Here is a 24,787-nt window from a genome sequence, read left to right on the forward strand (position 1 = left end):
AAGGAATAATGATGAAAAAACGATTAGCACGATCAAGGTCTGACCGAAAGCTTGCCGGGGTGATTGGAGGATTGTCCCGTTATGTAGGGATTGATTCAACGATCCTTAGGGTGATCTTCATCATCCTGCTCATTCCAACGGGATTTTTCCCTCTGGCTGTTGTATATGGTTTATTGGCCTTCGTGCTGCCACATGAGGAGGAAGCCATCAGATAATGAGATGGATTATTGGGATTTTAATCAATGCAGTGATCTTTATTGCATTAGCCGGCTTTTTTGACGGGTTTGAAGTGTCGGGGATCGGAGCGGCGATTGGAGCGAGCTTTATCCTGTCGATTCTGAATGTGCTCGTGAAACCGATTTTGATCATCCTGACATTGCCGGTCACAATTTTATCACTGGGACTGTTTCTATTCGTCATCAACGCCATTACGTTATTACTGACGGATGGACTGATGGGAAGCAGTTTTGAACTATCAGGTTTCGGCATGGCCTTTCTGGCATCGATCATTTTGTCACTTGCCAATTTGGTGATCCAGAAAGCGGTGCTCGACCCGATGAAAGAGAAATGAATACAAAAGGACTCCGGTTTTCTCTAGCCGGAGTTTTTTTATGATCAAAAAAGGGGTTTTCTATTTTGAAATAGAAATACTTGGAAAGGGGAGTGAGGTTCATATGAAAATTACATCAGGTGTGATCAAGGGGTATGGGGAAATAGATGTAGCGTACACACGATTATCCCAGGGAGAAAACGCTGAAGGGATCGCCATCCTCTTGCCGGGGCTCGGTTACACCGTGCAGGCACCTTTGCTTCACTATTCGACAGGCATTTATCTGGAGAATGGATATGACGTGCTGCATGTTAACTATCAATATACGGGTGCGGACTACGAAAGATTTTCTGTAGACGAGGTCGATGATGCTTTGAAGCACGATGTGAATAAAATCGTCGACGCAGTATTGCTGGATCATGCCTATCCACATATCCACATAGTGGCCAAGTCGTTCGGGACATTAGCGTTATGTCATGAAGCAGCAAGGGAGTTCCTGCAGGATGCCAAGTTCATCTGGTTGACCCCCTTACTGAAAGACGATGAAATCTTTCAGGCCATGTTGGATAGTAAGCAGGAGGGGCTTTGTATCATCGGGGATGAGGATCGTCATTATGATGAGGGACGATTCAATGAACTTAAAAGGAATCAACGTCTGGAGATGCATCTGGTCAAAGGGGTCAACCATAGCCTTGAACATGGCTTCAGGGTACTCGATTCCATCTCCACCCATAAAGAGATCATGTCGATCATCAAAGCATTCTCAGAAGCGTAGCCTGTGCTGCGCTTTTCTTCATGGGTTTGACCAAGCAAGCCTCCTTGCGCTTTTCTCCATTATTGCTAAAATAGGTTAGAGTACGCTTATAAATATGAAGCGAGTGTAACGTGAAGGAGGAGCTACTTTTGGCTAAAGTTCGCACAAAAGATATCGTCGAGAAGTTTAAATTGGACCTTGTCGGCGGAGAAGAGGGTTTACATAGACCGATTACGACGAGTGATATTTCCCGTCCCGGACTCGAAATTGCCGGGTATTTCAACTACTATCCCGCCGAACGGATTCAATTACTGGGGAAAACCGAATTATCCTTCCTCGAATTGCTGGATGAAGCAGAACGCAAGCGCAGGATGGAAGCGCTCTGTACAGATATCACCCCTGGTATCATTATATCAAGAGACCTGGAGATACCGGATGAGCTGGTGGAAGCAGCGAATCGATATGATGTCCCTGTCATGCGTTCATCCATGAAAACGACACGATTTTCTTCCAGACTGACGAATTATTTGGAAAGTAAGCTTGCTCCTACGACGGCCATCCACGGTGTATTGGTCGACATCTATGGGGTCGGTGTATTGATCACCGGAAAAAGCGGCGTCGGGAAAAGTGAAACCGCCCTTGAGCTAGTAAAAAGAGGGCATCGCCTTGTCGCCGATGATTGTGTGGAAATCAGACAGGAAGACATGGATACGTTGATCGGCAGCTCTCCTGAGTTGATCGAACATCTCCTTGAGATCCGGGGACTCGGCATCATCAATGTGATGACGCTATTCGGTGCCGGAGCCGTGCGAAACTACAAACGCATTACCCTGTGCATCAATCTTGAGCTGTGGGATAAAACGAAACAATATGACCGCCTTGGACTCGAAGAAGAGACAATGAGAATCATCGATACGGATATTACGAAATATACCGTGCCGGTCCGCCCGGGACGAAATCTTGCCGTCATCATCGAAGTGGCTGCCATGAACTTCCGCCTGAAACGGATGGGCGTCAATGCCGCCGAACAATTTACAAACCGTCTGGCTGATGTGATTGAAGACGGGGAGAATGAAGATATCTAAGCTTTACATATAATAAAAAAGGAGAGACACAATGAACGAGAATATTACGCCAATCGATCCTATTGCCATTTCCCTAGGTCCGATCCAGGTACACTGGTATGGAGTCATCATCGGACTTGGAATTGCACTGGGACTATACTTAGTCATCCGTGAAAGCAAGCGTTTAGGTCTTCATCCCGATACCTTCATCGATTTGCTCGTCTGGGCGATTCCCATCGCCATTATCTGTGCCAGGATTTATTATGTTGCCTTTGAGTGGGACGAATATTATGCGGACCACCCCGGGGATATCATCAAAGTATGGAATGGCGGGATCGCCATCCATGGTGCGTTGATCGGATCCGTCCTCACCACGGTTGTTTTTGCAAAAATAAAAGGTTTGTCTTTCTGGAAGCTGACGGATATCGCTGCACCAAGCATCATCCTCGGTCAAGCGATCGGACGTTGGGGGAACTTTGTGAACCAGGAGGCCCATGGTGGTGAAGTGTCGCGCTCATTCCTTGAAAGTTTAAAGCTTCCTGATTTTATCATCAATCAAATGTACATTGACGGGGCGTATTACCAGCCTACCTTCTTATATGAATCTCTTTGGAGTTTCGCAGGGTTGATCCTGCTGCTGGTGCTGAGAAGAAAAGCTGACTGGCTGAGACGGGGAGAATTGTTCCTCGTATATGTGATCTGGTACTCAATCGGGCGATTCTATGTAGAGGGGCTGAGGACGGATAGTCTGATGCTCGGATCTTTACGGTTCGCTCAAGTGATTTCCATCGTCCTGATCATTGCCGCGATCGCTGTGTTCGTTTACAGAAGAAAAGCGGGTCTTGCCCAAAAGGCATACGATGAAAAGACAGATACGGTGAACGCATAACAAAAAGGGAGAGGGAACTATGTGGATGTCATCTTTGAAAAATGGCGGACTCACAGGATTGAAAACGACGTGGTCGCTGGGGAAAGTCATTTTTCCCATCACGCTGATCGTCTTTTTGCTGCAATACACACCGGTCCTGCCGTGGATCATGGAGAAGATCTCGCCGTTCATGAGGCTTCTCGGTCTTTCCGGTGATGCGGCGATTCCCCTTGTCCTTGGGAATTTTCTTAACCTATACGCAGGGATCGGTGGGATATTGTCCCTTGATTTAACGGTGAAGGAAGTATTCATCATTGCGGTGATGTTGTCTTTCTCACATAATTTGTTCATTGAATCGACGGTCGCCTCAAAAGTGGGCGTAAAGATCTGGCTGATTGTCACCGTAAGGATCGGACTTGCTCTCCTGTCTGCCATCATCATCAATCTCGTATGGAACGGGGGATCTGACATTGCCAAGTATGGCATGATGCCCCCACAGCAGGCGGAGCCCGATGGATGGGGAGAAATCGTCTTGCTTGGCCTTGAAAAAGCTGGATTCGGTGTCCTGCAATTGGCCCTGATCGTTATTCCTCTGATGATCATCATCCAGGTGATGAAAGATTTGAAATGGATGGACGCATTTTCCCGCTGGATGTCCCCGGCTACACGGGCCCTCGGGATGAATGAGAATACGTCGACGACGATGGTGGCGGGTCTCGTCATCGGTCTCGCCTACGGTGCGGGTGTCATGATTCAGGCGGTCAAGGAAGATGGGGTCAGTAAGAAAGATGTCACGATCGCTTTCCTCTTTCTAGTGGCATGTCACGCAGTGGTGGAGGATACCGTGATCTTCATCCCCCTTGGCATCCCTGTACTGCCACTTCTTTTGATCAGGCTGGTGACTGCGATCCTGTTAACTATGCTGGTGGCGTATATCTGGAATAAAGTTGATGCTAAGAAAGAAAAGGAGCTGCATTATGAGCAGGATTACAACAATTCTATTTGACTTGGATGGGACATTGATCAACACGAATGATCTGATCATTTCATCCTTTTTGCATACATTGAATCATTATTATCCGGGGCAATACGGGGAAGAAGACGTACACCCATTTATGGGACCGCCTCTTGAAGAGTCCTTCGGCGGGTTGGATCCCGATAAGATGGAAGAAATGTGCGCTCACTACCGCGCCTACAATCACGAGCACCATGATTCCCTCGTAACAGAGTTTGAGGGAGTCTATGAAACCGTGAAGACCCTTTACGACAATGGATACAAATTAGCGATCGTGTCGACGAAGGTCCGTGATGTGGTATTGAAGGGATTGGATCTGATGAATCTACGCCCGTTCTTTGACGTCATCATCACCCTGGATGAGGTGGAGAACGCGAAGCCCCATCCGGAACCGATCGAAAAAGCATTGGTGGCATTGGGATCTTCCCCAGGTGAAGCCATCATGATCGGAGACAATCACCACGACATTTTAGCCGGGAAAAATGCAGGCGTCCTGTCGGCCGGTGTTGCCTGGAGTGCCAAGGGAAGAGAGCATCTTGCCCATTATGAGCCGGACTTCATGCTTGAAAACATGAGGGATTTATTAGCGATCGTGGGAGCCCCGACTGCATGAGACGGACGACCCGCTATCCTGTTGAAGGAGCAAATTCCCTCTGGCACGTATACAAAACCGTATCATTCGGGAAGGTCGTCAAAAATTTCATCGTCATCCAGCTCGCCCGTTACACGCCATTTTTAGGAATGAAGAATTGGCTGTATAAAACGTTTCTCCGAATGAAGATCGGAGAACACACGTCATTCGCCCTGATGGTGATGCTGGATGTAATGTTTCCGGAGAAGATTTCCGTGGGTCGAAATACGGTGATCGGTTATAATACGACGATCCTTGCCCATGAATATTTGATCAAAGAGTACCGCCTGGGTGAGGTGGAGATCGGATCGGAAGTGATGATCGGTGCCAACACGACGGTTTTACCGGGCGTGAAAATCGGTGACGGTGCCATCGTCTCGGCAGGTACCCTTGTACATAAAGACGTGCCGGCAGGGGCATTCGTCGGTGGGAACCCGATGAAAGTCATCTATACGAAAGACGAATTGGCCGAAAGATGGCGGGAAGATAGCATCTATGGATTGAATAAAGAAAAATAAGGGAAAAGGCAAAGATAGAGTGAATTCTGTCTTTGCCTTTTTTATTTTTGTGAAAGTGGGCAGGAAGTACAACGGAATTTGTCGAATGGCAAATGTATCGTGTAAACGACAGATAACCCATCCCCCTCATCACCATTCAACTCCCGGAACACTTCCCCGACCAGTCACCCCCAAAAACGGTTGACGAATAAAAAAAGAAACGCTACACTACAAATAACTTTATTTTATTAGCACATTAGCGAACTAAAGGATTTCTGAATAATCGAGAAGTAGTAACAATCCTTCCTTAAGGGAAAAATAGATGAATTAATACGCCAAAGGTGGTTCTTATGACGAATTTATTTATGTTCGAGAAGCCATTGGGAATGAGAGATACATTTCCTGATTTATATGAAATCAAAGATCAGACGAAGAAGAAAATGGAACAGGCCATGAAGCTGTGGGGGTACCGGTTCATCGAAACCCCGAGCCTGGAGTATTATGAAACCGTCGGGGAAGCATCGGCAATCCTCGATCAACAGCTATTCAAGCTGTTGGATCAACAGGGGCATACACTCGTGTTGAGGCCCGATATGACAGCCCCGATCGCGCGGGTTGCAGCGTCAAAGTTATTGAAAGAAGAAGCGCCTCTCAGACTTGCCTATTCCAATTCAGTCTTCAGGGCACAGCAGCGGGAAGGCGGACGGCCGGCAGAATTCGAACAGGTGGGGATCGAATGCATCGGGGATGATTCCGTCAGTGCCGATGCCGAAGTGATTGCCCTTATGGTATCGGTCCTCAAAGAAGCAGGCTTGGAGCATTTCAAGATTTCCATCGGGCATATCGGGTTCGTACAGGAACTGTTCACTCAAATCGTCGGAACCGAAGAACGGGCAGACACATTAAGACGATATTTATATGAAAAAAATTACGTGGGCTACCGTCAGCATGTCGACGAATTGGCCCTGTCATCCATCGATAAAGAGCGGCTATTCAGGTTCCTGCAATTACGGGGATCGGAAGATGTACTCGGTGAAGCGCATAGCCTCCTAGAGGGAGGAAAAGGACTTGGTGCACTGGAGCAACTGAAAGATCTGTGGAGTATTTTAAAAGATTATGAAGTGGAGAAATATGTGAAATTCGACTTGAGCCTTGTCAGCCATATGAGCTATTATTCCGGGATTTTATTTGAAGTCTACGGGGAGAATGTCGGGTTTGCCATCGGAAATGGCGGTAGATACAATAAGCTCCTTGAAAAGTTCGGTAAGAACTCCGGGGCGACAGGCTTCGGATTGCGCCTTGACTACGTATTGGAAGCCATGCAGGTTGAATTATCTTCCACCCTTCAGCAGTGTGTACTGTTCAGTGATGAGCGCAGGAAGGAAGCCATCGGCCTGGCGCGTGACTTGAGGAATGAAGGGGTAGAGGTTGTACTGCAGAACTGGAAGGGTGTAGGTGATGTGGACGAGTTCACGAAGGGGTTCAGCAACGTCCACTTCGTCGTGGGACAGGACCGGAAAGGCGGTGAGACATCATGAGTTCATTAACCATTGCCATGCCTAAAGGCAGGATATTCGAAGAAGCAGTGGAACTATTAAGGAAGGCCGATTACAACCTTCCACCTGAATTCGATGATTCACGAAAGCTCATCATCGAAGTGCCCGAAGAGGATTTGCGTTTCATCCTCGCGAAACCGATGGATGTCCCGACCTATGTGGAACATGGGGTCGCTGACTTAGGGATTGCGGGGAAGGATGTCATGCTTGAAGAAGAAAGGGACGTCTACGAGCTCCTCGATCTCAGGATCAGCGGATGCTATCTGGCGGTAGCGGGACTGCGGAACACGAAGATGAGTGATGTGGCGCCGAAGATCGCGACGAAATACCCGAATGTCGCTTCATCCTATTTCCGGGAACAGGGGGAGCAGGTGGAAATCATAAAATTGAACGGTTCCATCGAACTCGCCCCATTGATCGGTCTTGCCGACCGCATCGTCGATATCGTATCCACGGGTCGGACGCTGAAAGAAAACGGCCTGGTCGAATACGAAACCATCGTCGGCATCACCTCACGCCTTATCGTCAACCCCGTCAGCTACAGGATGAAAGACGAAAAAATCGAAGACCTCGTCACCCGGCTCACACGCATCATCGGGTGAGAGGGACGGACCTCTCTTGTTCGAGTCCGGAATGTAGCGTTGGCAGGCATTTAAGAAGCTTTTGGGACGGAATATCAGTGGAAAACGAGGTCCGTCCCTCTAAATAGAGATTACATATGGAGACTGGTCCTGATCACAGGTCCGTCCCTCTTGAAGGTTGGTGAATTCTGTGAAGATTATTAGGGATATAAGCGGGGCGTCGATTAAGCGCTCTGTGGATAGTGGTACGGAGGAGCAGCGCAGGGCGGTCCAGGGGATCATTGCTTCTGTGAAGCAGAATGGAGACAGTGCCGTACGTGAGTATACAGAGAGATTCGATGGAATCCATTTGGAGAACTACAAGGTATCTGAGCGTGAGATAGAGGAAGCTTTCTCCGCTCTCGATCCGGAAATGGTCTCCATCATTGAAGAAGCGGCGGATAATATCCGTGCCTTCCATGAACAGCAAAAGAGGTCATCGTGGTTCACAACGGATGAGGATGGGACGATGTTAGGTCAAAAGCTCACACCCCTTGATTCGGTTGGTGTGTATGTTCCGGGTGGGACTGCTGCCTATCCATCCTCCGTCTTGATGAATGTACTGCCGGCAAAGGTGGCAGGGGTAAAGAGGATTACAATGGTTTCACCTCCAGGCAAGGATGGGACATTATCTCCGGGGGTTCTCGTGGCCGCGAAGGTAGCGGGAGTGGAGGAAATCTTTAAAGTCGGCGGTGCTCAAGCCGTTGCCGCACTTGCATACGGGACGGAATCCATCTCGCCTGTGGATAAAATCACGGGACCCGGGAACATTTACGTTGCCCTGGCGAAAAGGGAAGTGTTTGGTGATGTGGATATCGATATGATCGCCGGACCGAGTGAAATCGTCATACTGGCCGACGGAAATCAGCGGGCTGATGAAATCGCTGCAGACCTTCTTTCTCAGGCAGAGCATGATGCGCTTGCATCATCCGTCCTCGTGACCAATTCATCGGCTCTTGCGGAAGAGGTATCCGTAGAAGTTGAGCGTCAATTGGCTACTCTTCCCCGTGAAGAGATCGCCCGTCAATCCATCATCGACTATGGTGCCATTTATGTGACGAGAGATTTAGAGGAAGGAATTGAGCTCGTCAATGAGCTCGCCGCCGAGCATCTGGAAATCTTGACGGATAAGCCCTTTGAAACGATGGCAAAAATCCGCCACGCGGGAGCGATCTTCCTCGGACGATACAGCTCCGAGCCTGTCGGGGACTATTTTGCAGGACCGAATCATGTTCTGCCGACGAACGGGACAGCCCGTTTCTCAAGTCCGTTGAATGTGGATGAATTTATGAAGAAGACAAGTGTCATATCCTATAGTGAAACGGCACTGAAGAAAAACTACGAAAAAATCGCGAAGCTTGCCCGATTAGAGGGGCTGGAAGCCCATGCAAGGGCAGTGGAAATTCGATTCGATAAGAAATAGGGAAGAGGGACGGACCTTCCCATGGGAGGTCCGTCCCTCCAAAAAGGAGGACATCATGGTGAGAAGTGCAGAGATTGTGCGTAAGACGAATGAGACAGATATCCGGTTGAGTTTTGGCATCGATGGGGAAGGGAATTCGAGCATCGAGACAGGGGTCCCGTTCATGAGTCATATGATGGATCTGTTCACGAAGCATGGACAATTCGATTGTACGATAGAGGCAAACGGGGACACGGAGGTCGACGATCACCACACGACAGAGGATATCGGCATCTGTCTCGGACAGGCATTGCTTGAATCACTCGGAGACAAGAAAGGCATCAAGCGTTACGGATCGGCCATGGTCCCGATGGATGAAGCCCTTGCCCAGGTCGTGGTGGACCTGAGTAACCGACCCCATCTTGAATTCCGTGCAGAACTTCCGAGTCAGAAAGTGGGGACATTCGATACGGAGCTTGTTCATGAATTTCTTTGGAAGCTGGCCCTTGAAGCAAGGATGAACCTTCATGTCATCGTGCATTACGGTCACAATACCCACCATATCATCGAAGCGATCTTCAAAGCACTGGGACGCGCCCTGGATGAAGCGACCACGATCGATCCCCGGGTAAAAGGGGTACCATCAACGAAGGGAATGTTATGATTCATGATCGGAATTGTGGATTATGGAATGGGAAATCTGTTCAGTGTCAGTAAAGCGCTGGAACGATTGAACGTCCCTTACTTTATAAGCGATATTCAAGAAGAGCTATTGAGTGCCGATGGGTTGATACTGCCCGGGGTCGGGGCCTTTAAGGATGCCATGGGTCTACTTGAAACCACCCATCTGAAAGAAACCATCCTGACGTTTGCGGAAAGCGGCAAACCGCTCCTTGGCATTTGTCTGGGCATGCAGCTCCTTTTTGAGGAAAGTAAGGAAAATGGAACGACGAAGGGATTGGCTCTGCTGCCTGGGGAAGTGCTTCGTATCCCGAAAGAAGACAGAGAGGGAAATGCCTATAAAGTTCCTCATATGGGCTGGAATCTTCTCCGTTACCAGAAAAACTCCACCCTTTTAGAAGGATTAACGGAAGGCTATGTTTACTTCGTACATTCTTATTATGTGCATGAAGGATCCAAGGACGTGATTGTGGCAAGCGCAGATTACGCTGGGGTGGAAATCCCAGCCGTTGTAAGCCGTGACAATATATACGGCATGCAGTTCCATCCTGAAAAAAGCGGGGAGCTCGGCATGCAGCTGTTAGAAAACTTTACGAAACGAGTGAAGGAGAGGGTCTCATGAGTTTTACGATTTATCCTGCCATCGATATGCGGGGCGGGAAATGCGTACGATTGGTGCAAGGGGATTATAATCAGGAAACGGTTTATGGAGACTCCCCGTTCGATATGGCAAAAAAGTTCGCCGGTGAAGGGGCAGAGTGGATTCACATGGTGGATCTTGACGGGGCAAAGGAAGGCTCCCGGATCAATGATGAATTCGTGATTGCCGTTGCAGAAAAACTCGATGCCAAGGTTCAAATCGGAGGGGGCATCCGATCCAAAGAAGATATCGAACACTATTTGAGCAGGGGTGTCGACCGTGTCATCATTGGCAGCATCGCTGTATCCAACACGGAATTAGTGAAAGAATGGCTTCAGGAATATGGAGATAAGATTGCCATCGGACTTGACGCGAAGGATGGCTATGTGGCGACCCATGGGTGGCTTGAAACCTCTGCTCTTAAAGCCGTCGATCTTGGAAAGGAACTCGCTGAAGCCGGTGCGGAAACATTCATATTTACCGATATTGCCACAGACGGAATGTTATCTGGTCCCAATGTTGAAGCAGTTGTGGATCTTGCCGAACAAACGGGGAAATCAGTGATTGCGTCTGGAGGCATTAGCTCATTGGAAGATCTGAAGACATTAAAGGAATATGAATCCCGGGGCGTATCGGGTGCCATTTGCGGGAAATCCCTTTACACGGGGAAGTTCACTGTCAGTGAGGCTGTAAACGAGGTGAGGTCATGTTAACGAAACGTATCGTCCCTTGCCTGGACGTAAATGACGGCCGGGTGGTAAAAGGCATCCAGTTTGTGGAACTGAGGGATGCGGGGGACCCCGTTGAACTTGCCAAAGTATACGATGAGCAAGGTGCGGATGAACTGGTGTTCCTGGATATATCCGCATCACACGAAGGACGGAAAACCATGGTCGAAGTCGTTCAACATGTGGCAGCGGAATTGGCGATTCCTTTTACAGTAGGTGGAGGGATCAATTCGGTTGAGGATATGAAAGCGATCCTCCGGGCAGGGGCGGACAAGGTCTCCCTGAACACGGCAGCCGTACTTCGGCCTGAGCTGGTCCGGGAAGGGGCCGATTACTTCGGTTCCCAATGTATCGTAGTGGCGATCGATGCCAAATATGACGAAGAAACCAATGGATGGAAGGTTTACACCCACGGAGGCAGGAAGCTGAAAGACCTTGATGCTGTAGAATGGGCGAAGGAAGTTGAAGCCCTCGGAGCGGGGGAAATCCTACTCACGAGCATGGATAGCGACGGAGAGAAGAAAGGCTTTAACCTGGCCCTTACAAAGGCGGTCAGCGAAGCGGTGACGATTCCCGTGATTGCATCCGGCGGTGCCGGGAATGCCGTCCACTTTAAAGATGTGTTCACAGAAGGGAAAGCAGATGCGGCCCTGGCAGCTTCCATTTTTCATTATAAAGAAACGAGTGTAGAAGAAGTAAAAAGCTACTTACGGAAAGAAGAGGTGCACGTACGATGACAAACACTGATTGGATCACATCCGTGAAGTACGACGACAAAGGCCTTGTGCCTGCCATCGTACAGGACGCTGCAACGAAGGATGTCCTCACTTTAGCCTATATGAATGAAACCTCACTTAGAAAAACCGTTGAGACAGGGGAAACATGGTTCTATTCCCGGTCACGCCAAGAACTTTGGCATAAGGGTGAAACGAGCGGGAATACACAAACGGTCGAGAATATCACGTGGGATTGCGATCAAGATGCACTTCTGGTCCTCATCTCGAAGAAAGGACCTGCCTGCCATAAGGGTGAGGACAGCTGTTTCCATGAAAAAGTCTTTGGTGAGGGGAAATCATCAAAAGAAAATATCCTTCTCACTCTGGAAAAACTGATCGAAAATCGTGAAATCGAGCGTCCTGAAGGAGCGTACACAACCTATCTTTTTGAAGAAGGAGTGGACAAAATCCTGAAAAAAGTAGGGGAAGAAGCATCAGAAGTGATCATTGCCGCCAAAAACAGGGACAGTGAAGAATTGAAATGGGAAGTCGCCGACCTCTTCTACCACGTGCTTGTCTTATTAAGGGAACAAAAACTCCCACTAGAAACGGTCCTGGATGTCCTCGTGGAACGTCATAATAAATAACACCCTTGAGGGACGGACCTTCGCGCCTGGCGCGAAGGTCCGTCCCTCAAAATATGGTAGTTTAGTACGGGTGTATTGTATGATATACTACTGTAGTTATACTATGAACGTTTCGGAGGACTTTGATGAGAAAAGGGTCAAAATTAAGTAGTCAAGAAGCGAAAGTGTTGTCTTTTGTCCCGACTGGTGAGTATTACTACAACAAAGGGATGAAAGCTTATCAACGTCGTGAACTTAAGAAATCGTTAAAATATTTAAATAGAGCATTTCAATTAGAACCGATTGAACCGATGATTGCCTGTCAATTATCGATTGTGTATACAGAACTGGGCGAATACAAGCGTTCCAATGATTTATTGCATAATATACTGGAGGATCTCGATCCCCATATGACGGAATGCCATTATTTCTTGGCCAATAACTATGCCCACCTTGGCTTATTTAAAGAAGCGTATGAACAGGTCTCCACATATCTTGATAAAGAAGAATATGGTGAATTCGTCGAGGATGCCGAAGACCTGTTGGAGCTTCTGGAACTCGATTCCGACTTGATTGTCGATGATCTGTATGAGCATGATGAGCTCATCGTCCAGCAGGAAAAAGCAAGGGAACTCCTCGAATCCGGTCACTTCCAGAAAGCTGTGGATACTTTACAGGGAGTCATCCGTGACTATCCGGAATTCTGGTCCGCTTATAATAATCTCGCCCTTGCCTATTTCTATCTGGGGGAAGTGGATAAAGCGTCCGCCACCCTGGAAGAGGTGCTTGAGAAGAATCCGGGTAATCTTCATGCACTGTGCAATACGGCGGTCTTTTATTTCTATCAAAAGCGCCATGACGAGCTGGAGGGATTGATCCAGGGTCTCGAGAAGGTCCGTCCCCTGCTCCATGAGCACCGCTACAAGCTTGGGGCCACGTTTGCCCTTGTGGGGCATTCAAAGCGTGCGTATGATTGGTTGAAGTCCCTTCAGAAGATCGGCTTTGAAGGCGACGCAAGCTTCTATTACTGGTTGTCCTATTCCGCTTATGAAACGGGTCATGAAGATACGGCCCGCAATGCGTGGAAAAAGGTATTGGAGGTCAACCCGGAAAAAGAAGGGCTCGAGCCGTGGAACGACCAAAAGCAAGCAGATGGTTTTGAAAATCACGTCACATCCATCTTGAAAAAACTTCAAAGTGAGTATACGGAAGAGAAATTATTCGGCCTATTCCTGACCTCCATCTCAGATAATCAGAGGGCCATCCTCACGCACGCAGATTTTTGTGATGTAGAGGATCTGTCCATCGTCGAGAAGGTGTATTTGGCGCAGGTACTGAATAGTAACGGCAACAGTTCGATCAAAGTGAATCAGGAAATCCAGAATATGCATCAGGTCGCCCTTCATCTATATGGCGATCATCACCCGATTACGAGCGTGGAATCCGGCTTATTCCTTACGTGGTTCACGATTGCCTACCGGGGCATCAAAGAACGGGAAACGTTCAAGAATGCTAAAGCATTTGCAGCGGCAACGGAATTCGTCTGGAATCGCCTGCGGAATGAAAAGGTGACGAAGAAGCAGCTTTGCGACAGGTTCGACTTATCCACAAGCACCCTGACAAAATATATAGCGGTCGTGGAAAGTTACCTGCCCTGAGCATATTTTTGGACGATATGAACCTATTTTTTATAGGATAGGTGTAGGAAGTAAATACTATAGGTTGAAGGCTTCTGGACGCCATTCCAACCTTTGGCCATAGTATTGAATAAAGAATGTGCTTACGACTGTTTCGGAAGGAGAATGTCATTATGTCTGAAGAAAAAATTTATGATGTAATCATTGTAGGTGCAGGCCCTGCAGGAATGACTGCAGCTGTTTATACGTCACGTGCAAGTCTTTCAACGCTTATGCTTGAAAGAGGAGTGCCGGGCGGACAAATGGCGAATACGGAAGAAGTGGAAAACTACCCTGGCTTCGACCATATTCTTGGACCTGATCTTTCTAATAAAATGTTCGATCATGCAAAAAAATTCGGTGCGGAATACGCGTACGGAGACATCAAGGAAATCGTGGACGGCGAGGATTTCAAAATCGTCAAAACCGGTTCAAAAGAATTCAAGGCCCGTGCCGTGATCATCACAACAGGTGCAGAATATAAGAAAATCGGTGTTCCTGGTGAAAAAGAACTGGGTGGACGCGGAGTATCTTACTGTGCCGTATGTGACGGGGCATTCTTTAAAGGAAAAGACCTTGTTGTCGTAGGTGGAGGGGACTCTGCCGTTGAGGAAGGGGTTTACCTGACAAGATTCGCTAACAAAGTGACGATTGTTCACCGCCGCGACGAGCTCCGTGCTCAAAAGATCCTTCAACAGCGTGCGTTTGATAACGAGAAAGTGGATTTCATCTGGAACCATACAATAAAAGAAATCAACGATAAAGACGGTAAAGTCGGAAGTGTTACTCTTGTATCCACTGAAAATGGAGAAGAAACAGACTTCCAGGCGGATGGTGTCTTCATTTATATCGGTATGCTTCCATTGACGAAGCCATTCGCGAACCTCGGAATCATCAACTCTGAAGGATACATCGAAACAAACGAACAAATGGAAACGAAGGTACCTGGTATCTTTGCAGCAGGCGATGTCCGTGAAAAACAACTTCGCCAAATCGTAACAGCAACAGGCGACGGCAGCATCGCCGCGCAAACCGCTCAGCACTACATCGAAGAGCTGAAAGAAAAAGTCAAAAACGGTTAATGTAACGAAGCCTGACGGAAGGGGATCCCTCTCGTCAGGCTTTTTTTATGGGTCAATTCTTCTTATGCTTGTTAAACACATACACCAACTCCGACAGGGTCAATTTCTTCAATCCTTCATCACATGGCTTGTAAACACCAGCTTCTACCAACCGACGGATAAACTGCTGTCTCTGTCGTTCAACGGCTTCACGTAAAAATGGCATGCGTGTTCACTCCTTTTGGATTCTTAAGGGTAGTGTAAAGGGGATGGAATAGGAAATCATTTACTTTGTAAAGTTTCCTTCCAGAGATAAAGGGATTCAGAGTACAATGACGAATCCATATATAAAAGATACTTATTCAAGTTGAGTAGCATACCAACAGGGAGGTCTCACATTGAAAAAAACAGTCATGCTGGCTGGTCATGCCAAGCTGCCGCAGGGGATGGCAGCAAGTGATATTCATCAAACATTAACGATTACACTAGAGACGGATTTAAAATACTGGGTAATTCTCGATGCATCCTGTACACTAGCGACCGGTCATGCCCAAAAGTTCTTGGATCAATTACTGAAAGGACATAGTTTGCTTGATGGTCTCCAACCTATCATTGAAGAGATTGAGGGACATTACCACGGGAAAGCCCAATCGGCATTGGTTGCTGCGGTAAAAGATGCTTATAAACAATATCTTTACATCAACCAGAGTGAAAAATTAGAATTTTCTAATAAATAATTGACAAAGCCCTGATGATTTAATACACTATAGTTATCAGATTACTCCTAGGAAGGTTCCCCTTCCATGATCAGTAATTTATTTCACTAGCCATAACTAAAATAAACTGTTAAGCCTATCGGACTTCCTGCCAGAAGCCGTAAGTAGGCCGTAGCCAGTTGTATCATATTCTTTGCATACATGTGTGCAAGGATTGATATAGCTGGCTATTTTTATTGCTTAAATAAAAAGGAGGAGAAAACATGAACGTGATTCAAGAGGGTTTAAAATCGTTTACGGGTAAATACGATACATTTGAGGTGAAGGAGCATCCTTATCATCATCGACTTTACTCCATCGAAGTGAGTAACGGGGTACTTCGCACATTTTTGGAACAGAATCAGGATGTAAATGCACAGCAGTTGGAATATGTCCCATATATGAGATTGGTGTTGGCAGAACGGCTGCAGAAAATTGCAGGGGAAACCTTTGTGGAGACGATCCGATCCATTTTACATGATCGAACGTCCGGAGGTTTTACCATTGGGATGCAGAACCAAACGGTGTCTGATCAAGATTATGTCAAATTCTCCACAGCCCTGACCCATCTTGTAGGGGGAGTCAACTTCGATGCCATGTCCAGCACCTACTACGCAAGGTTCAACGTGAAAGACACGGATAGCAGCGATTCATACCTGCGCCAGGCTTATCGTTTATTCACATTGCATACAGATGGTACGTTTGTGGATGAGCCGACGGACTGGCTGTTGATGATGAAATTCGCTGAAGAGAATGCCGTTGGAGGAGAATCCCGGTTGCTTCATTTAGACGATTGGGAGGACTTAGAGAGATTCTCAAACCATCCCTTGGCGACGGCACGTATTGAATACAAAGCACCTTCAAGTAAAAACGTGAGTCAAACGGTCTACAATCAAACCTTCTATGAACAAAACGGCAAGCCCTGCATCTGCTTCATTGACCAATTCGCTTACCCTGCAACGTTAGAACAAGCAACGTATTTAAAAGAGCTTTCCGATTCCATGGAGAACAGTGCCGCTACTATCGCCCTGCCTCTACCGATAGGTGACATCGTGATGATCAACAATCATTTCTGGCTCCACGGAAGGGCCGCATTTGAAAAAAATCCAAGCTTATACCGTGAATTATTAAGACAAAGAGGATATTTTGCGAAAGTTTAAGAGTGGTTGCCATTAGGAGGGAAAAGAATGAAAGATATCATTGTCATTGGGGGAGGCATTGTTGGTTTATCAACGGCTTTCTCATTAAGCAGGCGTTTCCCTCATGCGAATCTTGCTGTATTAGAAAAGGAAAGCGCCTGGGCCAGGCATCAAACCGGAAATAACAGCGGCGTCATCCATTCCGGGATCTATTACAAACCAGGCAGTTTAAAAGCAAAGTTTGCAACGGAGGGAAGCAGACAAATGATTCAGTTCTGCCGTGAACATGGGGTGGATTATGATCAATGTGGAAAGGTGATTGTGGCTACGAAACCATCTGAACTTCCGCAGCTTGAGAATTTGTTCCAACGGGGGAGGGCGAATGGGCTGGACCTTTCGCTGATTGGTGAGGAACAAATTAAGGAAGAAGAACCTTATGTGAAAGGGATAAAAGCGATAAAGGTACCCCAAGCCGGTATTGTTGATTATAAACAAGTCTGTGAGAGGATGGTGCATGATTTAACGAAGCGAGGAGCAGAGCTGCATCTAAATACAGAAGTCAAACAAGTGATGGAGCATGACCACAACGTTGAGATCGTAACAGACAAAAAGACTTTTCAGACAAAATTTGTAGTCAATTGCACGGGACTGCAAAGCGACCGGGTGACAAAGATGGCCGGGGTAGAAATCGATTTACAGATCATTCCTTTTCGAGGGGAGTATTACGAATTAATACCTGAAAAGCATCATCTTGTGAAAAATCTGATATACCCTGTGCCAAATCCGGATTTTCCATTCCTGGGCGTCCATTTCACAAGAATGATCGGGGGAGGGGTCGAAGCCGGTCCGAACGCCGTGCTCAGTTTGAAAAGGGAAGGATACAAAAAGACGGATTTTGATGTGAAGGACCTTTCAGAAGTGATGACATATAAAGGATTCTGGAAGCTGGCCTCAAAGTATTGGAAAGAAGGCGCCAAGGAAATGTGGCGATCCTATAGTAAGAAGGCCTTTGTCAAAAGTCTTCAGGAACTGATTCCTTCCGTTCAGGAAGAAGATCTTGTACCGGCTTCTTCGGGTGTAAGGGCGCAGGCCCTTCAATCAGATGGAACATTGGTCGACGATTTCTTCATTGTTCCGGGTAAACGAAGCATTCACGTCTGCAATGCCCCCTCACCTGCAGCTACAGCATGTTTCCCTATAGGGAAAGCCATTGCTGATAAAGTCCCTGAACTTGAAATGAGTCCAAGGGTATTTATCCATTCTTAATCCGAGACTCCTAAACGCAGGGCCCTATTTATATAACAGGGTCCCGTTTTTGGTTCCCTCCCTCATCTTTTCTTCTTATATGCCATTTCTCATAGATTGATCGATACGGGAGGTATTTTGGGATTTTTGGAGAAATAAGAAGAAATACAACTAAATTTATCGAAATTCACTTGTTAATTGAGAGGTGGGGGTTGTCGTGAATACCGAATTATCCGAATTAGAACAAGTCACACAGGAAGTAAAAGAGCTAAGGACGTTGAATCGTGAACTAGAGGCGATTATTGAAAGCTCGTACGATGTCATCTACATAACGGATAAAAATGGAGTGACCCTTAAAACGAACTCTGCAATAGAACGGATTACAGGTATCCCAAAAGAATATTACATAGGCAAAAGTGTGGATGCTTTGATGAAAAGGGGAATTCTAAAGAGTTCCGTCACACAGAAGGTAATCGAACAAAAGAGGTCTGTTTCTACGGTTCAATATAATTACTCAGGGAAAGAAACTCTGATCACGGGTAATCCAGTCATTAATGATGATGGCGAAATAGAAAAAGTAGTCACCAACATACGGGATTTATCTGAACTGAATGAGTTGCAAACGGCCTTAAAAAAAGCGAATGAATTAAACAATAGCTACAAAAAGGAAATTGAACGATTAAAAGGCGTTACTAAAAGAGACGGGGACGTCGTGATTGCAAGTCATCAAATGAAACTGATTTATGAGATGGCAGAACGCATTGCCGATGTGGATGCCACAGTATTGATTTTAGGTGAAACGGGTGTAGGGAAAGATGTATTGGCTAAATTTATTTATAGCCAAAGTATACGGGCTAAGCAGGGGGAGTTCATTAAACTTAATTGTGGAGCCATTCCGCCAGATCTATTAGAGTCAGAGCTATTCGGATATGAAGCTGGAGCGTTTACAGGGGCGAATTCCAATGGAAAGCCGGGAATGCTCGAGCTTGCAGATAACGGGATTCTATTTCTGGATGAAGTGGGTGAATTATCGCTGGCATTGCAAGTGAAACTCTTAAGGACGCTTCAGGAAAAAGAGATACGTCGTGTGGGGGCCACCAAATCAAAGAAAGTAAACGTACGGATCATTGCCGCCACAAATCGTAATTTGAAAGAGATGGTGCACAATGGTGAGTTTCGGGAAGACTTGTATTATCGATTAAACGTGATCCCTATAGCGATCCCTCCGCTGAAGGGGAGAAGAGATGATATTCTGCCACTGATTCAATTATTTTTACAGCAGACGAATCACAAGTACGGGAAAGATAAAATAATCGATGTAAAACTGAACGATTTCTTTTACCGCTACAATTGGCCGGGGAATGTCAGGGAACTTTCTAATCTGATTGAACGAATGGTAATCACCACTCAAGGAAAGGAATTAACCATACGGGATCTTCCTATAGAATATAAAGAATCCAACAATTCAAGTTTGGTGTTTACAGAGCTGATGACACTCAAAGAAGCGGTGGAAATAGCAGAAGAAAAAGTGCTTTCGCTTGCTGTTAATACATGTCATACCACATATGAAATAGCAGAGGCTTTAGGAACAAGTCAGCCTACAATAGTTAGAAAATTGAAAAAGTATAGATTGAAAATAAAAGAGTAGAAATCGTTTTAGGTGCTCCAACTCTTTTAAAAGATATAGGGCAATTCAAAGATTAGTAAGTTCTTTGAATTGGCCTTTTTTGATAAAAAGATATAGACATAATCATCTTTCGATTCAAAAATAAATCAAACGATACACAATTGAATCAAGGAAACAGCAACTTTTCCTCTAAACGATTTATTTCGATTCAAAAATGAATCTTTTTCGGTTTTACGGTTGAAAGAGTCCGCTTAAAGCAACGATTCTAAGAGTTGGCACACTTCTTGCAATAACATTTAGTGAAAACTTGTTGAGGAAGGAAGATGACCAATGACGGTAGCATTAACAGAAGAAATGCAGCAAATGAAAAGTATGATTCGTAATTTTGTAGAAAAAGAAGTGGAACCTTATGCACAGCAAATCGAAGAAGAAGACGCGATTCCCGATCATTTAGTAGAAAAGGCAAAGGAATTGGGCCTGTTTGGGATCAGTATTCCCGAGGAGTACGGTGGAATCGGATTAAATACAGTAGAAAAGGCCAATGTACTTGAGCAATTGGGAAGGACTCATAACGGGTTTGTTTCCTTAATAAGCGCGCATACAGGTATCGGAAGCACGGGACTTGTAAAATTAGCATCAGAATATTTGAAGAATAAATATTTACCTGATATGGCTGCGGGCAATAAGATCGGTGCATTTGCCTTATCAGAACCCGGTGCGGGATCCGATGCGACGAATTTGGCGACGAGGGCAGAGAAGAAAGGCGATTATTGGGTAATGAACGGCACCAAACATTTCATTACCAACGGTCCGATTGCCGATGTATTTACCGTATTTGCTCTAACGGACAAAGATAAGGGAGCGAAAGGCGGAATCACCGCTTTCTTGTTGGAAAAGGACTTCCCTGGGTTGATCATTGGGAAAAAAGACAAAAAGATGGGTTTGAGAGGTTCATATACGTCTCAAATCATCTTTGAAGATTGTATCATCCCCGAAGAAAATGTCATCGGCGAAGTCGGAATGGGATATATGTCCGCGCTTAAAATATTGGGAGAAGGCCGTGTTGGTTTAGCTGCCAGAGCAGTCGGATCATGTGATAAGTTAATTGAATTATCGGCGGGATATGCCAAAGAGCGTATTCAGTTCGGTAAGCCGATTGCTGATAATCAAGCGATTCAATGGATGCTCGCAGACATGGCAACAGAAACGGAAGCTGCAAGGACGTTGACCATGATGGCAGCACAAAAGATCGATGAGGGCAAAAAAGTGGTGAAAGAGGCCTCGATGGCGAAATTATTTGCGTCGGACGTATTTAACAGAGTAGCCGACAAAGCCGTACAGATTCACGGTGGGATGGGATATGTATCCGACTATCCGGTGGAACGTTTTTATAGAGATGCAAGGATTACAAAGATTTATGAAGGAACAAATGAAATTCAACGTTTGATCATTGCGCGGAATGTTTTACAGGAGTGTTAAAAAAGCCAGTCTCTATAAGTATAGGGCTGAATGAAAGAGGAAGGTGAAATCTTTGGAAAACTTGTTAGATCGGCCGTGGAGTAAATTTTATCCAACGAATAAGGAGTTTCAAGTGCCGGAAATTCCCCTGTATAGCATTTTGGAGAGGTCGGCGGAACAATACGGAGATCGTACAGCCATCATCTATGAACATCAAAAGATGACCTATCGTGAATTAAAGGATGGAGTGGATCGCTTGGCGGCATCCTGGAGAAGTCTCGGTGCAAGCAAAGGGGAACGGATCGGTCTCATGCTCTCGAATCATCCAGATTATATCATTTCTTATTATGCTGCTCAGGCACTTGGGCTGGTCGTCGTGCAGATTAATCCAATGTATACGGCCAGGGAACTCCTTCAGCTGGCAAGCGATTCTCATGTAACCTATCTAGTCGTGGATCCGGGGGCAATCCAAGCTGTTAAGGAAGTATCCGGAATCTATACATTCCGGCATATCTTTGTCTCACAAGCGGAAAAAAGTAGTGAAGGATCTGGGTTTCACAGCTTAGAAGAGTTAAAACATTCCTCCCATTCCCTGGATAAGCCCGCACCTGTATCTGTACATGAGGATGTGGCGGTTATCCAGTACACGGGAGGGACGACCGGTAAGATGAAGGGAGCGGTTCTGACCCACTACAACCTGATTGCCAATGTCGTTCAAAGTCAATATATGTATGGTGGAAACATGCTCCTGGGAGAGGAAGTCGTATTGACTGCGACACCACTGTATCATGTGTATGCCATGACAAGCGCCATGAACCTTGGGTTGTACATCGGGGGGACGGTGCTCCTGATCAAGAAATTTGAAATAGAGGATGTATTGGACAATATTCGTGAATACCGCCCTACATACTTTCCCGGGGTTCCTAAAATGTACAGTGCATTTGTCAATCATCCTGGAGTAGAGGACTACGGACTGGATTGTATAAAAATGTGTTCCTGTGGGTCGGCCCCTCTTCCCATTGAAATTATTAAACGTTTTGAGTATTTAACAGGATCAGCCATATTAGAAGGATTTGGCTTATCTGAAGCGTCTCCATCCACTCATCGCAACCCCACTACCGGTGTAAGGAAGATAGGGAGTATCGGAATCCCGGTGCCGGGTACGGATTGTATGATCGTGGATCAGAATGGGCAGGAATTGCCGACCAATTGTGTGGGGGAATTGCTCATTAAAGGACCCCAAATCATGAAAGGCTATTGGAACAATGAGAAGGAAACGAGTCGCTCCTTACGGGATGGGTGGCTCTTCACAGGGGATCTGGCAACGATGGATGAAGAGGGTTACTTTTACATTGTCGGCAGAAAGAAAGAAATGGTGATTGTAGGCGGGTTCAACATTTATCCCCAGGAAGTAGAGAGTATCCTGTATGAACATCCTCATGTGAAGGAAGCGGCTGTTGTCGGAATTCCTGATCAAGCAAACGGAGAAGTTGTAAAGGCATACATTGTTCCCAAAGATGATTGTCAGGTGGATTTAGAAGAAATCAAAGGTCATTGTTATATGAAGCTGACACGTTATAAAGTGCCAAAGGAGTTTGAAATAAGGGAGTCGCTCCCTCGGAATACAGTCGGGAAACTGTTAAAGAGGTTGTTGGTTCAAGAGGAACGGAATAGGGAGGAGAATAAGCGTGGAAATGAGCGGGATTAAAACAATAGGTGTCGTCGGGTCTGGCGCAATGGGATCACAAATTGCCATGGTGTGTGCCTTGGGCGGATATTCGGTTATTCTCCATGACGTAAGTGATGAGAGTCTTACAAAGGCCAAACATTCTCTGCAAGGTCATATGGATAGAAGGATCCAAAAAGGTAGATTAACAGAAAATGAGGTGGCGGACGCCTTTAGCCGGATGATGTTTTCCTCTTCTTTGGAAGATCTTCAGCAGGCGGATTTTGTGATTGAAGCAATCGTAGAGAAATTAGAGGCTAAAAGGGAACTCTTTGCAAAACTGGATGGGATCGTTCCGAAGCATGCGATCCTGGCAACGAACAGCTCCACCATTGTCAGTTCGAAGATCGCCGATGTGACGGACAGACCTGAAAAAGTATGCAACGTACATTTTTTTAATCCGGCCCTTGTGATGGAACTGGTCGAAGTGGTACGGGGACCTCATACTTCTGATGAGACAGCAGAGCTTGCAGTGGAGGTAGTCAAAAAAATTCAAAAAGTACCTGTTCTTCTGAAAAAAGAGATTTCAGGCTTCATTGCCAACCGGATCCTGGGGAAATTAATGGATGAAGCCGTGTATTTATTGGAAAACGGATATGCAGATCATGAAGAAATCGATCTGGTATGTACAAAAGCGTTAAACCATCCGATTGGCCCTTTTGCCCTCATGGATTTGACAGGCATTGATGTCAATTATTTTGTGCGGATGCAACGATATCAAGAAAGTGGAGATGAAGCGGACAAGCCGGCTCAAATCGTGCAAGATAAAGTCCAAAAAGGGGAATTGGGACGGAAAACAGGAAAAGGATTTTACACCTACGATCATTCTAAAGTCCGGGTATAGGCCAGAAGAATTCAAAAACGGAAAGGAGGCGTTAACATGATCAAGCAAATAGCCATCATCGGTGCGGGAACGATGGGGCGGGGGATAGCTTACACCTGCGCAGCAGCCGGATTATCGGTTACCGTACAGGATATTCATTCTCATACCCTTGAAACATGCAAAGAGTATATAGACAGCCAATTTCAAATAGCAGTACAAAAAGAATTCCTGACAGCCGAACAGGCAAACGCTTATGGCCAAAAAATAAAATATACGACACATCTTCAGGAAGCGGCAGAGCAAGCTGATTTAGTCATTGAAGCGGTTCTTGAAGTAATGGAACTGAAGGTCGGCATTTTTAAGCAATTGGATAAATACGCGCCTAAGCATGCCATCCTGGCAACCAATACTTCTACCATGAGTCCAACAGAGATTGGAGCTCAAACGAACAGACCTCCCCAATGTATCGCCCTTCACTTTTTTAACCCCGTTCCAAAAATGAAATTAATTGAAGTGATCTGTGGATTAGAAACTTCCGAAGAAACGGTGGCTAAAAGTTTTCAGTTCGGAGAAACCATCGAAAAAGAATGTGTCAGGATCAACGAATTTCCCGGTTTTGCCGTCAGCCGAATGAATTGCCTGATCGGCAACGAAGCGATGAAGATGGTCATGGAAGGCGTAGGGAGTATCGGGGATATCGATAAAGCGATGAAACTGGGACTGAATCATCCCATGGGGCCTTTGGAGTTAGCCGATTTAGTCGGATTGGATACGAGGCTCCGTAATATGGAGTATCTCTATAAGACACTCGGTGAAACCTATCGTCCCTGCCCTATCCTTACAAAGTACGTGAAAGCGGGAAGATTAGGCAGGAAAACGGGCAGAGGTTTCTACGAATATAGCAAACAATCGTGAAAGAGGTGAAAAGG

General features: G+C 46.2%; 27 protein-coding genes. 26 read left to right on the top strand and 1 reads right to left on the bottom strand.

The window, feature by feature from the left end:
* Positions 1-11 precede the first annotated feature (11 nt).
* The 18 genes from N5C46_RS17745 (at position 12) to trxB (ending at position 15,106) form a co-directional block, all read left to right on the top strand.
* A complete protein-coding gene (locus N5C46_RS17745; RefSeq protein WP_061810172.1) occupies positions 12-215 on the top strand; it encodes a PspC domain-containing protein in 204 nt (67 codons plus the stop codon).
* The gene (locus tag N5C46_RS17750; RefSeq protein ID WP_034764302.1) at positions 215-571 is read left to right on the top strand and encodes a phage holin family protein; all 357 of its coding nucleotides are present in this window, start codon (positions 215-217) and stop codon (positions 569-571) included. The genes N5C46_RS17745 and N5C46_RS17750 overlap by 1 nt, the downstream gene beginning before the upstream one ends.
* Before the next feature lie 103 nt (positions 572-674).
* Positions 675-1,325: a lipase family protein gene (locus tag N5C46_RS17755; RefSeq protein WP_261749640.1), complete on the top strand. Its 651-nt coding sequence runs from the start codon at positions 675-677 to the stop codon at positions 1,323-1,325.
* 128 nt (positions 1,326-1,453) lie between these two features.
* On the top strand, positions 1,454-2,389 hold the full coding sequence (gene hprK / locus N5C46_RS17760) for an HPr(Ser) kinase/phosphatase (RefSeq protein WP_261749641.1): 936 nt from the start codon (positions 1,454-1,456) through the stop codon (positions 2,387-2,389).
* Positions 2,390-2,420: 31 nt separating this feature from the next.
* On the top strand, positions 2,421-3,257 hold the full coding sequence (lgt, locus tag N5C46_RS17765; RefSeq protein ID WP_261749642.1) for a prolipoprotein diacylglyceryl transferase: 837 nt from the start codon (positions 2,421-2,423) through the stop codon (positions 3,255-3,257).
* Between the two features lie 19 nt (positions 3,258-3,276).
* On the top strand, positions 3,277-4,242 hold the full coding sequence (locus N5C46_RS17770; protein WP_261749643.1) for a nucleoside recognition domain-containing protein: 966 nt from the start codon (positions 3,277-3,279) through the stop codon (positions 4,240-4,242).
* A complete protein-coding gene (gene ppaX / locus N5C46_RS17775) occupies positions 4,214-4,864 on the top strand; it encodes a pyrophosphatase PpaX (protein WP_224521932.1) in 651 nt (216 codons plus the stop codon). Before N5C46_RS17770 ends, ppaX begins: the two co-directional genes overlap by 29 nt.
* Positions 4,861-5,400 (top strand): acyltransferase, encoded by a 540-nt coding sequence (locus N5C46_RS17780; RefSeq protein ID WP_261749644.1) that lies wholly within the window; start codon positions 4,861-4,863, stop codon positions 5,398-5,400. The genes ppaX and N5C46_RS17780 overlap by 4 nt, the downstream gene beginning before the upstream one ends.
* A gap of 329 nt (positions 5,401-5,729) precedes the next feature.
* A complete protein-coding gene (locus N5C46_RS17785) occupies positions 5,730-6,917 on the top strand; it encodes an ATP phosphoribosyltransferase regulatory subunit (RefSeq protein WP_261749645.1) in 1,188 nt (395 codons plus the stop codon).
* A complete protein-coding gene (gene hisG / locus N5C46_RS17790) occupies positions 6,914-7,537 on the top strand; it encodes an ATP phosphoribosyltransferase (protein WP_261749646.1) in 624 nt (207 codons plus the stop codon). Before N5C46_RS17785 ends, hisG begins: the two co-directional genes overlap by 4 nt.
* Positions 7,538-7,706: 169 nt before the next feature.
* Positions 7,707-8,978, top strand: coding sequence for a histidinol dehydrogenase (gene hisD / locus N5C46_RS17795; RefSeq protein ID WP_261749647.1), 1,272 nt, complete (start codon positions 7,707-7,709; stop codon positions 8,976-8,978).
* A gap of 58 nt (positions 8,979-9,036) precedes the next feature.
* Positions 9,037-9,621, top strand: a complete 585-nt coding sequence (gene hisB / locus N5C46_RS17800) for an imidazoleglycerol-phosphate dehydratase HisB (RefSeq protein ID WP_261752370.1) — start codon at positions 9,037-9,039, stop codon at positions 9,619-9,621.
* A gap of 3 nt (positions 9,622-9,624) precedes the next feature.
* Positions 9,625-10,260, top strand: coding sequence for an imidazole glycerol phosphate synthase subunit HisH (hisH, locus tag N5C46_RS17805; protein WP_261749648.1), 636 nt, complete (start codon positions 9,625-9,627; stop codon positions 10,258-10,260).
* Positions 10,257-10,991 (top strand): 1-(5-phosphoribosyl)-5-[(5-phosphoribosylamino)methylideneamino]imidazole-4-carboxamide isomerase, encoded by a 735-nt coding sequence (gene hisA / locus N5C46_RS17810; RefSeq protein WP_261749649.1) that lies wholly within the window; start codon positions 10,257-10,259, stop codon positions 10,989-10,991. The genes hisH and hisA overlap by 4 nt, the downstream gene beginning before the upstream one ends.
* Complete coding sequence (gene hisF / locus N5C46_RS17815; RefSeq protein WP_261749650.1) at positions 10,985-11,743, top strand: imidazole glycerol phosphate synthase subunit HisF; 759 nt, start codon at positions 10,985-10,987, stop codon at positions 11,741-11,743. The genes hisA and hisF overlap by 7 nt, the downstream gene beginning before the upstream one ends.
* Positions 11,740-12,369 carry a bifunctional phosphoribosyl-AMP cyclohydrolase/phosphoribosyl-ATP diphosphatase HisIE gene (hisIE, locus tag N5C46_RS17820; RefSeq protein WP_261749651.1) on the top strand — a complete coding sequence of 210 codons (630 nt, stop codon included), beginning with the start codon at positions 11,740-11,742 and terminating at the stop codon, positions 12,367-12,369. Before hisF ends, hisIE begins: the two co-directional genes overlap by 4 nt.
* Positions 12,370-12,494: 125 nt before the next feature.
* Positions 12,495-14,006: a tetratricopeptide repeat protein gene (locus N5C46_RS17825; RefSeq protein ID WP_261749652.1), complete on the top strand. Its 1,512-nt coding sequence runs from the start codon at positions 12,495-12,497 to the stop codon at positions 14,004-14,006.
* A 152-nt stretch (positions 14,007-14,158) separates the two neighbouring features.
* Complete coding sequence (trxB, locus tag N5C46_RS17830) at positions 14,159-15,106, top strand: thioredoxin-disulfide reductase (protein ID WP_034764251.1); 948 nt, start codon at positions 14,159-14,161, stop codon at positions 15,104-15,106.
* Between the two features lie 52 nt (positions 15,107-15,158).
* Here trxB and N5C46_RS17835 read toward each other — a convergent pair whose 3' ends face one another.
* A complete protein-coding gene (locus N5C46_RS17835; RefSeq protein ID WP_082386330.1) occupies positions 15,159-15,311 on the bottom strand; it encodes a Fur-regulated basic protein FbpA in 153 nt (50 codons plus the stop codon).
* 172 nt (positions 15,312-15,483) lie between these two features.
* Here N5C46_RS17835 and N5C46_RS17840 point away from each other — a divergent pair, with 172 nt between their 5' ends.
* From N5C46_RS17840 to N5C46_RS17875, 8 genes are all read left to right on the top strand, one after another.
* On the top strand, positions 15,484-15,822 hold the full coding sequence (locus tag N5C46_RS17840) for a DUF3870 domain-containing protein (protein ID WP_420720421.1): 339 nt from the start codon (positions 15,484-15,486) through the stop codon (positions 15,820-15,822).
* A gap of 242 nt (positions 15,823-16,064) precedes the next feature.
* The gene (gene glaH, locus N5C46_RS17845; protein WP_261749653.1) at positions 16,065-17,000 is read left to right on the top strand and encodes a glutarate dioxygenase GlaH; all 936 of its coding nucleotides are present in this window, start codon (positions 16,065-16,067) and stop codon (positions 16,998-17,000) included.
* 27 nt (positions 17,001-17,027) lie between these two features.
* A complete protein-coding gene (lhgO, locus tag N5C46_RS17850) occupies positions 17,028-18,245 on the top strand; it encodes an L-2-hydroxyglutarate oxidase (protein WP_261749654.1) in 1,218 nt (405 codons plus the stop codon).
* A gap of 196 nt (positions 18,246-18,441) precedes the next feature.
* A complete protein-coding gene (locus tag N5C46_RS17855) occupies positions 18,442-19,872 on the top strand; it encodes a sigma-54 interaction domain-containing protein (RefSeq protein WP_261749655.1) in 1,431 nt (476 codons plus the stop codon).
* A 309-nt stretch (positions 19,873-20,181) separates the two neighbouring features.
* Complete coding sequence (locus N5C46_RS17860) at positions 20,182-21,330, top strand: acyl-CoA dehydrogenase family protein (protein WP_226676206.1); 1,149 nt, start codon at positions 20,182-20,184, stop codon at positions 21,328-21,330.
* A 52-nt stretch (positions 21,331-21,382) separates the two neighbouring features.
* Positions 21,383-23,017 (top strand): long-chain-fatty-acid--CoA ligase, encoded by a 1,635-nt coding sequence (locus N5C46_RS17865; RefSeq protein WP_261749656.1) that lies wholly within the window; start codon positions 21,383-21,385, stop codon positions 23,015-23,017.
* On the top strand, positions 22,998-23,879 hold the full coding sequence (locus tag N5C46_RS17870; RefSeq protein WP_420720422.1) for a 3-hydroxyacyl-CoA dehydrogenase family protein: 882 nt from the start codon (positions 22,998-23,000) through the stop codon (positions 23,877-23,879). Before N5C46_RS17865 ends, N5C46_RS17870 begins: the two co-directional genes overlap by 20 nt.
* A 39-nt stretch (positions 23,880-23,918) precedes the next feature.
* Positions 23,919-24,773 (top strand): 3-hydroxyacyl-CoA dehydrogenase family protein, encoded by an 855-nt coding sequence (locus tag N5C46_RS17875; protein WP_261752372.1) that lies wholly within the window; start codon positions 23,919-23,921, stop codon positions 24,771-24,773.
* Positions 24,774-24,787: the final 14 nt, after the last annotated feature.

It is taken from the genome of Rossellomorea vietnamensis (genome assembly GCF_025398035.1).
Classification (GTDB): domain Bacteria; phylum Bacillota; class Bacilli; order Bacillales; family Bacillaceae_B; genus Rossellomorea; species Rossellomorea vietnamensis_B.

What these genes read in the sequence shown, in the direction of transcription:
- N5C46_RS17745 (WP_061810172.1), top strand. Translation starts at nt 12, where the DNA reads ATGAAAAAACGATTAGCACGATCAAGGTCTGACCGAAAGCTTGCCGGG.
- N5C46_RS17750 (WP_034764302.1), top strand. Translation starts at nt 215, where the DNA reads ATGAGATGGATTATTGGGATTTTAATCAATGCAGTGATCTTTATTGCA.
- N5C46_RS17755 (WP_261749640.1), top strand. Translation starts at nt 675, where the DNA reads ATGAAAATTACATCAGGTGTGATCAAGGGGTATGGGGAAATAGATGTA.
- lgt (WP_261749642.1), top strand. Translation starts at nt 2,421, where the DNA reads ATGAACGAGAATATTACGCCAATCGATCCTATTGCCATTTCCCTAGGT.
- N5C46_RS17770 (WP_261749643.1), top strand. Translation starts at nt 3,277, where the DNA reads ATGTGGATGTCATCTTTGAAAAATGGCGGACTCACAGGATTGAAAACG.
- ppaX (WP_224521932.1), top strand. Translation starts at nt 4,214, where the DNA reads ATGAGCAGGATTACAACAATTCTATTTGACTTGGATGGGACATTGATC.
- N5C46_RS17780 (WP_261749644.1), top strand. Translation starts at nt 4,861, where the DNA reads ATGAGACGGACGACCCGCTATCCTGTTGAAGGAGCAAATTCCCTCTGG.
- N5C46_RS17785 (WP_261749645.1), top strand. Translation starts at nt 5,730, where the DNA reads ATGACGAATTTATTTATGTTCGAGAAGCCATTGGGAATGAGAGATACA.
- hisG (WP_261749646.1), top strand. Translation starts at nt 6,914, where the DNA reads ATGAGTTCATTAACCATTGCCATGCCTAAAGGCAGGATATTCGAAGAA.
- hisH (WP_261749648.1), top strand. Translation starts at nt 9,625, where the DNA reads ATGATCGGAATTGTGGATTATGGAATGGGAAATCTGTTCAGTGTCAGT.
- hisA (WP_261749649.1), top strand. Translation starts at nt 10,257, where the DNA reads ATGAGTTTTACGATTTATCCTGCCATCGATATGCGGGGCGGGAAATGC.
- hisF (WP_261749650.1), top strand. Translation starts at nt 10,985, where the DNA reads ATGTTAACGAAACGTATCGTCCCTTGCCTGGACGTAAATGACGGCCGG.
- hisIE (WP_261749651.1), top strand. Translation starts at nt 11,740, where the DNA reads ATGACAAACACTGATTGGATCACATCCGTGAAGTACGACGACAAAGGC.
- N5C46_RS17825 (WP_261749652.1), top strand. Translation starts at nt 12,495, where the DNA reads ATGAGAAAAGGGTCAAAATTAAGTAGTCAAGAAGCGAAAGTGTTGTCT.
- trxB (WP_034764251.1), top strand. Translation starts at nt 14,159, where the DNA reads ATGTCTGAAGAAAAAATTTATGATGTAATCATTGTAGGTGCAGGCCCT.
- N5C46_RS17835 (WP_082386330.1), bottom strand. Translation starts at nt 15,311, where the DNA reads ATGCCATTTTTACGTGAAGCCGTTGAACGACAGAGACAGCAGTTTATC.
- glaH (WP_261749653.1), top strand. Translation starts at nt 16,065, where the DNA reads ATGAACGTGATTCAAGAGGGTTTAAAATCGTTTACGGGTAAATACGAT.
- lhgO (WP_261749654.1), top strand. Translation starts at nt 17,028, where the DNA reads ATGAAAGATATCATTGTCATTGGGGGAGGCATTGTTGGTTTATCAACG.
- N5C46_RS17860 (WP_226676206.1), top strand. Translation starts at nt 20,182, where the DNA reads ATGACGGTAGCATTAACAGAAGAAATGCAGCAAATGAAAAGTATGATT.